Origin of the sequence: uncultured Aquabacterium sp. (genome assembly GCF_913773725.1) — a bacterium.
Lineage (GTDB): Bacteria > Pseudomonadota > Gammaproteobacteria > Burkholderiales > Burkholderiaceae_C > Aquabacterium.
Window position 1 is genome coordinate 70,007 of sequence record NZ_CAJYGK010000161.1, and the last position, 12,934, is coordinate 82,940.

Below are 12,934 nucleotides of genomic sequence, written 5' to 3' on the forward strand. Positions count from 1 at the left end.
GCTGCACGGCGCTTCGGGCGGGTCAGTCCTGCCCGAACAGGTCGCGGCTGTAGACCTTGTCGAGCACGTCCTGCAGATCGGGGCCGATGCGGTTGGCCACGATCACGTCGGATTTCGCCTTGAACTCGGCCAGGTCCTTGATCACCTTGGAGTTGAAGAACTCGTCTTCCTCCAGCACCGGCTCGTACAGGATCACTTCCACGCCCTTGGCCTTGATGCGCTTCATCACGCCCTGGATGGAGCTGGCGCGGAAGTTGTCGCTGCCCGCCTTCATGATCAGGCGGTAGATGCCGACCACCTTGGGCTTGCGCGCCAGGATGCTGTCGGACACAAAGTCCTTGCGCGTGGTGTTCGACGTGACGATGGCGCCGATCAGGTTCTGCGGCACGGCCGAGTAGTTGGCCAGCAGCTGCTTGGTGTCCTTGGGCAGGCAGTAGCCGCCGTAGCCGAAGCTCGGGTTGTTGTAGTGGGTGCCCACGCGCGGGTCCAGGCACACGCCGTCGATGATCTCGCGGGTGTTCAGGCCGTGCGTCTGGGCGTAGGTGTCCAGCTCGTTGAAGTAAGCCACGCGCATCGCCAGGTACGTGTTGGCGAACAGCTTGATGGCCTCGGCTTCGGACGAGCCCGTCAGCAGCACCTGCACCTCGGGCTTGAGCGAAGCCTGCTTCAGCAAACCGGCAAACCGCTCGGCCCGCGCAGAACGCTCGCCCACCACGATGCGGCTGGGATACAGGTTGTCGTGCAGCGCGCGGCCTTCGCGCAGGAACTCGGGCGAGAAGATCACCTGGCTGGTGTTGAACTTCGCGTTCACCTCGTCGGTGAAGCCCACAGGGATGGTCGACTTGATCACCATCACCGCCTTCGGGTTGACCTTCAGCACCTCCTGGATCACGGCTTCCACGCTGCGCGTGTTGAAGCGGTTGGTGTCGGGGTCGTAGTCGGTCGGGGTGGCGATCACCACGTACTCGGCTTCGGCGTAGGCCTCGGCGGCGTTCGTGGTGGCGCGCAGGTTCAGTTTTTCGGTCTGCAGGTAGCGGGTGATGTCGGCGTCTTCGATCGGCGAGACGCCGTTGTTCACCATGTCGACGCGGGCGGGGGTGATGTCGATCGCAATCACCTCGTTCTGGCGGGCCAGCAACACGGCCATGGACATGCCCACGTAACCAAGACCCACAACCGCGATCTTCGAGGGAGGCTGCTGAGTGAGGCTAGGTTGGGGTGCAGTCATGAGTGGTTCAAGGCCCTCGAAGAGAGCGTCACGTGCTGTTGAGAACAGCAGCGATGCTAACCCCCTTCGGTGGCGGCTCAGGCAACCAGGTGTGAGCAAACGGTGTGTTTGCATCGGTAAGGCCGATAATCCGCACCATGAAGCTGCGTTTCACCAAGATGCACGGCGCGGGCAACGACTTCGTCGTGCTGGACGCCACCCGTTCGCCGCTCGATCTGAGCCCGGCGCAGTACCGCTTTCTGGCGGACCGCCGCTTCGGCATCGGCGCCGACCAGATCCTGATCGTCGAACCCGGCGACCCGGCCCGCGGCACCGACTTCACCTACCGCATCATGAACGCCGACGGCGGCGAGGTAGAACAGTGCGGCAACGGCGCGCGCTGCTTTGCCCGCTTCGTGCACGACACCGGCCTTACGGCCAAGGACGTGATCCGCGTGCAGACCATGAAGGCCGTGATCGAGCCCCGCCTGCAGGCCGATGGCCGCGTCACGGTCGACATGGGCGCGCCCTTCCTGGTGCCGGCCGATGTGCCTTTCGATGGCGCTGGCCTGACCCCGCGGCTGGAGAACGGCTGCGAGCTCTGGCCGATCGAACTGGCCAACCACCCGGTGGAAGTGGCCGTGGTCAGCATGGGCAACCCCCACGCCGTGATGCGGGTTGACAGCACCGAGCACGCCCCGGTGGACGAGCTGGGCCCCCAGATCGAAGGCCACAGCCGCTTCCCCCGCCGTGTCAACGCCGGCTTCATGGAGGTGGTGAACCGCGGCCACATCCGCCTGCGCGTGTACGAACGCGGCTCGGGCGAAACGCTGGCCTGCGGCTCGGGCGCATGTGCGGCTGTCGTGGCCGGCATCCGCCTGGGCTGGCTGGATGACACCGTGGACGTCGACATGCCCGGTGGCCGCCTCACCATCCGTTGGGCGGGCCCCGGTACGCCCGTGCTCATGACCGGTCCGGCCGTCAAGGTGTTTGACGGCGAAATCGACGTGCCCGCGCTCTGAACCCTTCTGAACCGACTTCCCCCATGACCCTGCAAGGCATCACCGAAGAAGAAATCGCCAACTACCTGGTGAACACCCCGGCGTTTTTCGAGCGCCACGCGCAGCTGCTGGCCAGCATCACGCTCAGCAGCCCGCATGGCGGCCGGGCCGTGTCGCTGCAAGAGCGGCAGATGGAGATGCTGCGCGACAAGATCCGCGGGCTGGAAAAGCGCATCATGGACATGATCCGCCTCAGCCAGGAGAACGAGGCCATCGTGCACCGCCTGCACCTGTGGGTGCGCAGCGTGCTGCTGTGCCATGACGACGCGGCCCTGCCCGACACCGTGGTCAAGGGCCTGCAGGACCAGTTCCTGATTCCGCAGGCCGCGGTGCGCATCTGGGGCACCACCGCGCACCCTGTGCGCGCGGCGCTGGCCGAACAGGCCGATGCCCTGCCCGCCCTGCAACCCGTGAGCGACGACGCCCGCAGCTTTGCCGGTAGCCTGAGCCAGCCCTATTGCGGCGTGAACGCCGGCTTCGAGGCCTCGAAGTGGCTGGAAGACGCCAGCACCGTCACCTCGCTGGCCCTGATCCCGCTGCACCGCGATGGCGCATGCTTCGGCCTGCTGGTGCTCGGCTCGCCCGACCCGACCCGCTACACGGCCGACATGGGCGTGGAGTTTCTGGTGCAGGTGGGCGAGGTGGCGGGGGCGTCGCTGAGCCGGTTGCTGGGCTGAACATGACGGCTGCGCCGGGCGCCGGCCTCATCGCCCAGCACCTGACCTACCAGCGCACCCAACGCCGGTTGGCCGAACGGACGCTGGCGATGTATGGCGACGCCTTCACCCGGCTGCAGACGCTGTGCGAGAAAGAGGGCCTGGCTCTGGACGCCATACGCCCCCACCACGTGCGCGGCTGGATCGCCCGGCTGCACGCCCAGGGGCTGGGCCCCCGGAGCCTGGCGATCACCCTCGCCGCCTGGCGCGGCCTGTTCAAGTGGATGGGCCGGGAGCGGCTGGTGGCCGCCAACCCGGTGGACGGCATCAAACCGCCCAAGGCGCCCAAGCCCTTGCCCAAGGCCTTGTCGGTGGACGATGCGGTAGCGCTGGCGGAACGGGTGCCCAGGCTGCCGCCCACACCTGCGGCCTCTCAGGCCGCGGCCACACGCCAGGAGCGCGAAGCCCCCTGGCTGGCCGCCCGTGACGCGGCGATGATCGAACTGCTCTACAGCAGCGGCCTGCGTAGCGCGGAGTTGATCGGCCTGGATGCAGCAGCCGGCCCCGACGCCGCAGGCTGGATCGACCTCCAGGCCGCCGAGGCCCATGTGCTGGGCAAGGGCCACAAGCGCCGCAGCGTGCCGGTCGGCTCGGCCGCGATGCGGGCGCTGCGCCACTGGCTGGACGTCCGGGCCAGCCTGACGCCGCCGCAAGACAACGCCCTGTTCATCAGCCGCCTGGGCACGCGCATCACGCCCATGCAACTTCGCAACCGCCTCAAACAGCTGGCACAGCAGGCGGGCCTGCCCACGCACGTGCATCCGCACATGCTGCGCCACAGCTTTGCCAGCCACCTGCTGCAGTCCAGCGGCGATCTGCGCGCCGTGCAAGAACTGCTGGGCCACGCCCACATCACCACCACGCAGGTCTACACCAAGCTCGACTTCCAGCACCTGGCCAAGGTGTACGACGCGGCCCACCCGCGCGCCAAGCGCAAGGTCTGACGCCACCGCGCAGGGCCCCTGAGGGACAATTCGGGTTTTGCACATTCCCGGTCCCGAACATGAAAACCATCACCCTGCGCGCAGGCAAAGAACGCTCGCTGTTGCGTCACCACCCCTGGGTCTTCCAGGGCAGCATCGCCAAGGGTGGCGCCGACGCGGGCGAGACCGTGCGGGTCGAGTCCCACGACGGGAAGTTCCTGGCCTGGGCCGCCTTCAGCCCCAGCTCGCAGATCCGCGTGCGCGCCTGGAGCTTTGACGAAGCCGAACGGATCGACGCGGCCTTCTTCCAGCGCCGGGTGGAACAGGCCGTGGCCCTGCGCCGCCGCCTGGGCATCGACTCGAACGGCATCCGCCTGATCCACGGCGAGGCCGACGGCCTGCCCGGCCTGATCGTCGACCAGTACGGCGACCTGCTGAGCGCCCAGTTCCTGAGCGCCGGCACCGAACGCTGGAAGGACGCGATTGCCGACGCCCTGCTGGCGGCCACGGGTTGCGCCTATCTGTATGAACGATCGGATTCCGGCGTGCGCGGGCTGGAAGGCCTGGCGCCCGTGACCGGCTGGCTGCGCCACCCCGACACCGCCGACGGCAGCCGCCGCGCGACGGAGGTGACCATCCACGAAAACGGCTGGAAGCTGACATTGGACGTGGCAGAGGGCCACAAGACCGGCTACTACCTGGACCAGCGCGACAACCGCGGGCTGTTTGCGCGCCTGGTGCGCGAAATGGGCTGCAAGACGGTGCTGAACTGCTACAGCTACACCGGTGGCTTCAGCGTGGCCGCGCTGGCTGGGGGCGCCACCGAGGTGACCAGCGTGGATTCATCCGGCCCGGCCCTGGCGCGCGCCACGGCCCACGTGACGCTGAACGGCTTTGACGCCGCGGCGCACACCGCGCTGGACGCCGACGTGAACGGCACGCTGCGCCGCTTCATCAAGGAAGGCCGCACGTTCGACGCCATCGTGCTCGACCCGCCGAAGTTCGCGCCGAGTGCCGCCCACGCCGACCGCGCCAGCCGCGCCTACAAGGACATCAACCGCTTGGCCTTCAAGCTGCTTAACCCGGGCGGGCTGCTGCTCACGTTCTCGTGCTCGGGCGGCATCGGCGCGGAGTTGTTCCACAAGATCGTGGCGGGCGCGGGGCTGGATGCGCAGGTGGATGGCTACCTGCTGCGCAGGCTCGAAGCCACACCGGATCACCCCACGACGATCACGTTCCCGGAAGGGGAGTATCTGAAGGGACTGGCCATCGTGCGGAAGGGGTAACGGGCGAGCGCGCGACCTGACCGCCACGTGCGATCACCTCAGGATCACTCGGCGATAGCTCACTCGCACGACAATTGTGATGAAAAGTCACTGAACCCCGACTCCGGGGGCAACATGTGACAGAAATAGCGCAGATCTGAGAAGATGTGAACCGGATCAGACCCCGATCACCAAGCCACCCTCGGGAGGGCGATGGTGAACAAGTCTTTGAACTGGCACCTCATGAACCACCGGATCGCTCTCGGCGCACCAAAATCCGTCTCGCTGGGGAGGTATGACCTCTGGCTACTGCTCGGCGCATTCGTAGCGCTATACGCGCCTACCTACGCAACCCTCGACCGAGTCGTGTGGATCAGAGAGGGTCAAGGGCATGGCCCTATTTTGGCCGCATTGATCGGATGGCTCATCTGGACACGCCTTCCGAAATTCCTCGCTCTGAATACACCCCCAAACACATTTGCGGGGAGCGTCACGTTGCTGCTTGGTGCCGTGATGTATGTGCTAGGACGGTCCCAAGACCTGATGGCGCTTGACACGTTCTCTCAAGTTTTCTTCCTAGGAAGCATAGCTTTGCTTTACAGAGGCTGGGCCGGACTAAGGCTCATGTGGTTTCCTCTGTTTTTCTTCATATTTATTATCCCGCTTCCCACGACATTCGTGGACTCCGTTACTGCTCCTTTGAAGATGGCAGTGTCCGTGGTATCGGAAAACGTGCTTCATGCCGCCGGATTTCCAATAGGACGAGAAGGGGTGATGCTGGTAATCGGCCCCTACAAGTTGTTGGTTGCTGATGCATGCGCAGGAATCAACTCGATCTTTGCACTAGAAGCCGTCGGGGTTTTCTACATGAGCATTGCCGGCCACACCAACAGGCTCCGCAACATTCTACTGGCCACATTCATCCTTCCTATATCTTTTATCTCAAACGTCACGCGCGTGTGTACACTCGTTCTGATTACCTATTATTTTGGCGATGAAGCTGGCCAAGGCTTCGTTCATGGATTTGCCGGAATTCTGCTTTTCGTCGTGGCAACCCTCCTCACGCTCGCAACAGATTCCTTGCTTGGCCTTTTTTTGAAGGATGGGTCACAAAATGTCCGCACCAGTCCATCTCATGCAGGCAGCAACTGAGCAGACCGGGATGTGGCCAGAATGGAGGCGTCCGACTCGCAGGACATGGTTCGTTGTTGGCATGGCGCTCTTGTTGCTGACGCTCGGCTACGCCCTCCAACCTCGTCTAACAGAGAACACTGTGGATGAAGCCACTCTTAATCGACTAATACCTAAGAGTTTTGGCGAATGGGTGGAAGTGAAAAGCACCGTACCTCAAGTGACTACGGCCACGGATCAGGCCTTGTCCGACCAGCAACCGTATGACGCGCAGGTAATGCGCACGTACCGGCACAGTTCAGGTCAGACTGTCATGATTGCGATTGCATACGGCAGAAACCAACGACAGGAAATCAAAGTCCATCGTCCGGAAGTCTGTTATGCCGCCGCGGGTCGAAAAGTGGTCTCTATCGCGCCCACTGAATTCGGAATCGAATCCGGGGATGGCCAACCCGTGATCGGCATGCAGATGCTGACTACCCTTCCAAGGCAGGAAGCAGACGAACTGGTGCTTTACTGGATTCGGATTGGTCACACCTTCTCACAAAGCGGACTGACCCAGCGCCTGCATATTCTGACAGAGGGCTTGAAAGGGCGGAGATCAGACGGGATACTCGTTCGCTTTTCTCAGATCATACCGAGGAATTCGGATACTGCAGCATCCAAAAACCTGCAACAAGCATTTGCTCGCGAACTCATTGCCGCCCTTCCAAAAGAAGGCCGACAACTACTCATAAACTGAATCATGAAATTCGTCATCTTCGGGGGAGCCGGCTACATCGGCACAGAACTGGCAAAATATGCTCTTTCAGAGGGGTGGGCATCCGAGGTGGTGATTGCCGATATCCGGGAATCCTCGCTCACAGGCAATCCTGGCGTCACTTACAAGCGCTGTGATGTGCGACAGGCTATTCCGGCGGATCTGGCGGAAAATGGAGCAGTCGACTGGATCTTCAACTTTGCAGCGGTGCATCGTGAACCCGGCCACGAAGCTCACGAATACTTTGATACAAACATCGCGGGCGCGCAAAATGTTTGCGCTTTCGCCGAAGCTACTGGATGCAAGAATATTTACTTCACGAGCAGCATCAGCGTATACGGCCCCACAAGCAAGGCGACAGATGAAAAATCTCCGATGTGTCCGATCACGCCATACGGCGGATCAAAGTATCCTGCGGAGCTGATCCATCGCAGCTGGCAGAAATTGGGGGATGATCGGCGCCTCGTCATCGTTCGGCCCGGAGTAGTGTATGGCCCTCGCGACCCCGGCAATATTGGTCGAATGATCAGAGCAATTCGGAAGGGTTATTTCGCATTCCCCGGATCCACCGACATCAAGAAATCATATGCATATGTGTATGGGCTTCTAGAGTCAATGCGATTCACCACCGCACGACGGGAACCTGTCATCACCTACAACTATGTGGAAACCCCAACCGAAGATTTAGGCACCATTGCCAATATCGTCAAACAGTTTGTAGGCTCCAAGGCCCCCATCCTGAGTCTGCCCACAGGATTACTGCTCCCATTTGCATACTTGGTGCAACTGGTTGCCGGAAGCCGAAACCCGATCCATCCAGTGCGGGTGATCAAGGCTGGACGCCCCACTCACATCGTGCCGCAGACGTTGCTGGACATGGGGTTTGATTTCAAGTATCCCTTTGCTGCATCGCTGGCGCACTGGAAGAAAGTCAGCCCTCAAGACTTTGAGTGAGACAAGGAACCCATGGAAAAAATGCAGGTCCTCGTCGTCATCCCCACGCTCAATGAGGCAGAGCACATCGAGGCCACAATCGTTGCCTTGCATCAAGCCATACCAGACAAGGCGGACATTCTGTTCGTTGTCGTGGATGGCGGCAGTACGGATGGTACGCAAGCCATCGTGCAGCAACTGAAAGATTGCAATTTCCCCAATTTGAGGCTACTGCACAATCCAAAACGCCTTCAAAGCGCGGCGGTGAATCTGGCCGTCAGGCAATTTGGAGCCCCTTATAAAGTCCTCGTCCGATGCGACGCCCATTCTGTATACCCACCAGGTTTCATTCGGGATTTGGTTGCGTCGTTGGATGAGCACGTCGCAGACGCCGTTGTCGTCCCCATGGATTCCATCGGAGACACGCCTCTGAGAAAGGCGATTGCGTGGGTATCGGACACGCCTGTTGGGTCCGGAGGGTCGGCTCACCGCGGAGGAAGGCAAAGTGGCTTTGTCGATCACGGCCATCACGCCGCTTTCCGAATGGCTTCGTTCTGCCGGGCCGGTGGGTACGACGAATCGTTCAGCCATAACGAAGATGCAGAGCTTGATTGCCGCCAGCGCGCCCTGGGTTCGAGGATATTCCTTGACGCCAATATCCGCATCGGATATTACGCTCGCCCGACGCTTCGCAGCCTCTGGAAACAGTACAGCGCATATGGTAGTGGGCGGTCACGAACTGTTCGTCGCCACCCTGGGTCCCTTCGTGCCCGACAACTGGCGGTCCCCGTTCATGTTGCGCTCTCTACGGGTGCGCTCGTGGCGGCGCCATGGGTACCTTGGTTGCTTGCTTGGCCACTCCTGTATTTGGCCGTGTTGCTTGGTACTAGCGCAGCACTCGGGATCAAGCATCGTAATCTCGCCGCTGCGCTCGCTGCCCCAGCAGCCTTTGTCATGCATACGGCCTGGGCCATTGGCTTCTTCAGGGGGATGCTCGCATTCCGAGAGGAGGCCTGGACTGAGAAGAATGCCGAGCCACTGGCGCTATCGGGCTCGTCAGTTGCTGGAGGAGCATGAGTAATACCTCCGATCTTCGCGTGGCTCTCATCGACCCCTCTCTTTTCACCGGCCCCTATGATGCGGCGCTAACCGCAGGATTACAGTCGTGCGGTGTTCGCCCTCATTGGCTCACACGCCCCACCCGTCGCGGCGACCGTCAAGAGATCCCTGTCGAGTTCACGTCTGCGGTGTTCTATAAGCATGTGGACGATGCCAGAGCCTTCCCAAAAGCTGCTCGCACAGCTGTGAAGGGTCTCGCCCATCTCGTCGGACTAGCGAGGTCTCTGAGATGTCTGATTCGGTCTCGCCCGGATGTGGTCCACGTGCAGTGGGTTGTATTGCCACCGGTCGATCTTATTGCGCTGTGGCTCATCAAACGCTTCAGACCCGTTGTGCTTACCGTGCACGACACTGTTCCGTTCAACGGGGAACGGATCTCACTGCTGCAAAACATCGGGTTTCATGCGCCCATCCGGCTTGCAGATGAAGTGATCGTGCACACGCGCTCGGGCAGGGACACGCTCTTGCGTCATGGTATCCCTGCATCCAAGATCAATGTCGTGCCGCACGGTCCCTTACCCCTGCACGCTAAGCCAGACCCGCTCCGCCCAGCAAAAGATCCGCAGCGTTACACCTTTGTGCTGTTCGGCGAACTGAAACCCTACAAGGGTGTTGATTTGCTGGTCGAAGCTGTGGGCTCGTTACCGGCGGACGTCCGGGAGCAGGCACGTGTGATCATTGCTGGCCGCGAACGGATGGACATGAATCCAATCTATCAGCGCGTCAAAGAGTTGGGCGTGGAGCATCTCATCGACATCCGGCCGTTCCGCCAGTCGGAAGACGAAATGGCGAACCTTTTTGTAGACTGCGACTGCTTCGTTTTTCCATACCGACAGATTGATGCAAGTGGCGTCTACTTCCTCACGAAATCATTCAACAAATGGATGATCGCCAGCAGGGTGGGAATTTTCGCGGAGGACATGGAGCAAGGCGCACAAGGCGTACTTGTAGAGCCCGAAGACGTCGATGCACTGAAAAATGCATTGCATAACGCCATTACGAAGAGGCACACGCCGGGCCCTGTTTCATCGACCGGAACCTGGTCAGGCATTGGAGAAATGACAAGAAAAGTGTACGAGAAGGCTATCAGACAGCGGGCTGAGCGCGCAACCGCCCTTTCATCCTGAAGACACCGACTGGATCCTCTCGTGACCAAACCTCCAAAAATCAGCATCGTTATTGCCTGCTATAACTACGCCAAGTACGTCGCGCTTGCGATCGAAAGCGCACTGAGGCAGAGCTATTCACACAAGGAGATCGTCGTCGTCAACGACGGGTCCAAGGACAATTCACTGGAGGTCATTGGTCGCTATGCTGATCAGGTTCAGTTGATTGATCAACCGAACCAGGGGCATATTGCTGCCTGTAACAACGGGTTCAAAGCAGCCACCGGCGACATCGTGATATTTCTGGACGCTGACGATTTGCTGGATACGGATACCTTGGAGAAGGTGGCGCAGGCGTGGCGACCGAACTGCTCGAAGCTTCAATATGACGTCCGCATCATCGACGCAGACGGACGCGACCTCGGACGACGTTTCTGTCATTTCACAGCAGATTACGACGCGGATCGCGTGCGGTCCGACTTCAAGCGCACAGGCACCTATCGGTGGCCTGTGACGGTCGGGAACGCTTACTGCCGCGCTTTCCTTGCCGAGGTCATGCCGCTCACGGTCAGCGAAGCCCCTGATGGATGGCTCAATACCATCGCGCCAGCGTTCGGCGATGTCATTACCATCCCCGAAGTGCTGGGTAGTTACCGGGTGCACGGCTCAAACCTGTGGTCAAACACCGGCAACGACAACGCCAAACTGCCCAGACGCATCTCACACCGGCAACTTGAAATCGCTGCAATGAAGCACTGGGCCCAGCGGAAAGGGCTACCTCCCGTCTCAGTAAACCCACTCGATTATGAACTCCCCTTCATCAACTATCGTCTGATGGCGATGAGGCTGGGGCTGGACTACGCGGGTCGCGATAAGGACAACGTCCTTAAACTTGTCTGGGCCGGGTGCACGGAAGGTTTGAGGCAGCCAGTCCCCTGGACCCAAAAAATCGGTCATTTGGGCTGGTTCCCGCTGATTGCGATTCTGCCTAAAGCCTTGTTGCAGCCCCTCATCCGTTTCCGCTATAACCGCTCGGATTTTCTGTTGAGCGTGAAGCGCCGGCTTCAACTCAATTGAATTCCCTCCGATAGGCGCGCACCCAATCGATTTCCAGTGCTTGAGGTATCACGCTGGAGTCCACCCCGTATCGCCCGGCCCACTGACCGCCGACAGCAAGGTTCAGAATGATGTGCGCGGGGGCTGCTGCCGATCCATCCGAATAGTTCCAACGGACGTTTCGCGTGTAGATCCGCTCACCATCCACATAGAGTGTCAAGGCGTCGGGGGTCCATTCCGCACCAATGGTGTGCCAGCCCCCGCTGAAATCATACGGCGCGCGCCAGAAAGTCCATGTCGAATCGAAACTCGGATGCTTGAACGCGTAGCTTGCGGCAAGCCCCCTTGCATCCACCACGCCCGAGTGAATCATGTCACGGGTGTCTTCGACACCATTGTTCACGAATTCAAAAATATCAATTTCGGGGGGCCATGCGAGCCTTCCGAACTCCGACACGTCAGAGTTAAGCCAGAACGCGGACGACAGACCAATTCCAGCGGGCATTCGAACCCTTGCTTCAAAATACCCGTAGCGGGTAGTCCAATCCGACCGGATCATCCCTGATTCGTAGTCAATTCCGTCCGCAGAGCCGGTTCTCACGCGTCGGGCAATCAGCTTCAGCACTCCATCTGCGACCACGTGGTTGCTGTTGTCTCGGTAGCGTTGCTGCTCATCGTTCAGCCTGTCGGACGTGCCTCCTGCATAAATGAATCGGGTAAACCACTTCGCCCGGTTCAGCGAGGAGCCATTGAATTCGTCGTTAAAGGCAAGCAAGTAGCCCGCCGGTACAAACGACCCTACGGCTGACACGATCGGTTCGGTCTGCTCGATGGCATCCCGCTGCCTCAAGGAGGCCGAGTCGACACGCGCCCGCGTACCATTCGTCAACACTTGGAACTCTGCGTTCGCGACGTAGTTGGGTGCCGTGAATTCGATGACATATCGGGCATAGGACGAACTCACTACGCTCACTTCGTGTGTCCGGAAGGGCTCTCCGGACGCCGTCCGGAAGATGACTGCAAGACGAGTGGTCTTCCCGCTCGAGGCGTTGCGCGCCTGTACTTCGAGCCGATAGGATGCCCCGGGCTTCAACCCTGCGGTTCCTAGCGACTGGAAGACACGCCACCCGACGTCCATCGCCTTACCTCCTGGACGCAACTCGCTGGACGTGACCAGTGCATCCGACAGGTTCCAACCCGCGCTCCCGGATGTAAAGAGGCCGTTCACGATCAGTTCCGGATAGCTCACCTCCAGTCCCGTCGCCTGCACCACATCTGATTGCGTCACAACAGGCGCCTGGGATGGCGATTGCATCGTCTCAGAAGATCCTCCACCGCATCCCGCCACCACCGCCGTGAGAACCAAAGCGCACCACCTCCGCCGCCAGTATCCGTACCCCGATCCCGCCATGCCTGCTCCAGAACAACCCATCCACATCGTGCTCTGGTGATCGGCACCTGCCGGGACAACTGAGGCGAAGAGTGGTAACGTCCCTCCGCCATTTCGCAACGTGGTGTAACGACCACCCTCTACGGCTGCCGGCCCACCTGCATAGGGGCCATTCCGCCTTTTGCGAGTACTGCATGCAAGACGGCCGCGCGCTCGGTACGCTGGACCGGTATATTGCTCAATCAGGCCGTCACCAGGCACGGCTCA

Annotated in this window: 12 protein-coding genes; 10 read left to right on the forward strand and 2 right to left on the reverse strand. The window is 60.8% G+C overall.

Translation table 11 applies throughout. The annotated features are described in order from the left end of the window. Positions 1 to 22: 22 nt before the first annotated feature. The gene (locus QZ709_RS20900; RefSeq protein WP_294639476.1) at positions 23 to 1,228 is read right to left on the reverse strand and encodes a nucleotide sugar dehydrogenase; all 1,206 of its coding nucleotides are present in this window, start codon (positions 1,226 to 1,228) and stop codon (positions 23 to 25) included. Between the two features lie 137 nt (positions 1,229 to 1,365). Between QZ709_RS20900 and dapF the strand changes: the two genes are divergently transcribed. The 10 genes from dapF to QZ709_RS20950 all read left to right on the forward strand — a co-directional run bounded on the left by dapF (position 1,366) and on the right by QZ709_RS20950 (position 11,298). Beyond that, a complete protein-coding gene (gene dapF, locus QZ709_RS20905; RefSeq protein WP_294639477.1) occupies positions 1,366 to 2,229 on the forward strand; it encodes a diaminopimelate epimerase in 864 nt (287 codons plus the stop codon). A 23-nt stretch (positions 2,230 to 2,252) separates the two neighbouring features. Beyond that, entirely contained in the window at positions 2,253 to 2,945 is a 693-nt protein-coding gene (locus tag QZ709_RS20910) for a DUF484 family protein (protein WP_294639478.1), read from the forward strand. Between the two features lie 2 nt (positions 2,946 to 2,947). Then, positions 2,948 to 3,928 (forward strand): tyrosine recombinase XerC, encoded by a 981-nt coding sequence (locus QZ709_RS20915; RefSeq protein ID WP_294639479.1) that lies wholly within the window; start codon positions 2,948 to 2,950, stop codon positions 3,926 to 3,928. Between the two features lie 59 nt (positions 3,929 to 3,987). Beyond that, complete coding sequence (locus QZ709_RS20920; protein WP_294639480.1) at positions 3,988 to 5,193, forward strand: class I SAM-dependent methyltransferase; 1,206 nt, start codon at positions 3,988 to 3,990, stop codon at positions 5,191 to 5,193. Between the two features lie 222 nt (positions 5,194 to 5,415). Further along, the gene (gene xrtB / locus QZ709_RS20925; RefSeq protein WP_294639481.1) at positions 5,416 to 6,324 is read left to right on the forward strand and encodes an exosortase B; all 909 of its coding nucleotides are present in this window, start codon (positions 5,416 to 5,418) and stop codon (positions 6,322 to 6,324) included. 61 nt (positions 6,325 to 6,385) lie between these two features. Beyond that, positions 6,386 to 7,045 carry an exosortase C-terminal domain/associated protein EpsI gene (locus QZ709_RS20930; protein ID WP_294639482.1) on the forward strand — a complete coding sequence of 220 codons (660 nt, stop codon included), beginning with the start codon at positions 6,386 to 6,388 and terminating at the stop codon, positions 7,043 to 7,045. 3 nt (positions 7,046 to 7,048) lie between these two features. Continuing rightward, positions 7,049 to 8,017, forward strand: coding sequence for an NAD(P)-dependent oxidoreductase (locus QZ709_RS20935; protein WP_294639483.1), 969 nt, complete (start codon positions 7,049 to 7,051; stop codon positions 8,015 to 8,017). 12 nt (positions 8,018 to 8,029) lie between these two features. After that, positions 8,030 to 9,073 (forward strand): glycosyltransferase family 2 protein, encoded by a 1,044-nt coding sequence (locus QZ709_RS20940; protein WP_294639484.1) that lies wholly within the window; start codon positions 8,030 to 8,032, stop codon positions 9,071 to 9,073. Further along, positions 9,070 to 10,242 (forward strand): glycosyltransferase, encoded by a 1,173-nt coding sequence (locus QZ709_RS20945; protein ID WP_294639485.1) that lies wholly within the window; start codon positions 9,070 to 9,072, stop codon positions 10,240 to 10,242. Before QZ709_RS20940 ends, QZ709_RS20945 begins: the two co-directional genes overlap by 4 nt. 21 nt (positions 10,243 to 10,263) lie before the next feature. Continuing rightward, complete coding sequence (locus QZ709_RS20950; RefSeq protein ID WP_294639486.1) at positions 10,264 to 11,298, forward strand: glycosyltransferase family 2 protein; 1,035 nt, start codon at positions 10,264 to 10,266, stop codon at positions 11,296 to 11,298. On the opposite strand, the gene QZ709_RS20955 is transcribed toward QZ709_RS20950, so the two are convergent. Further along, a complete protein-coding gene (locus QZ709_RS20955) occupies positions 11,291 to 12,592 on the reverse strand; it encodes a glycoside hydrolase family 16 protein (RefSeq protein WP_294639487.1) in 1,302 nt (433 codons plus the stop codon). The two genes, QZ709_RS20950 and QZ709_RS20955, sit on opposite strands and share 8 nt — an antisense overlap. Positions 12,593 to 12,934: the final 342 nt, after the last annotated feature.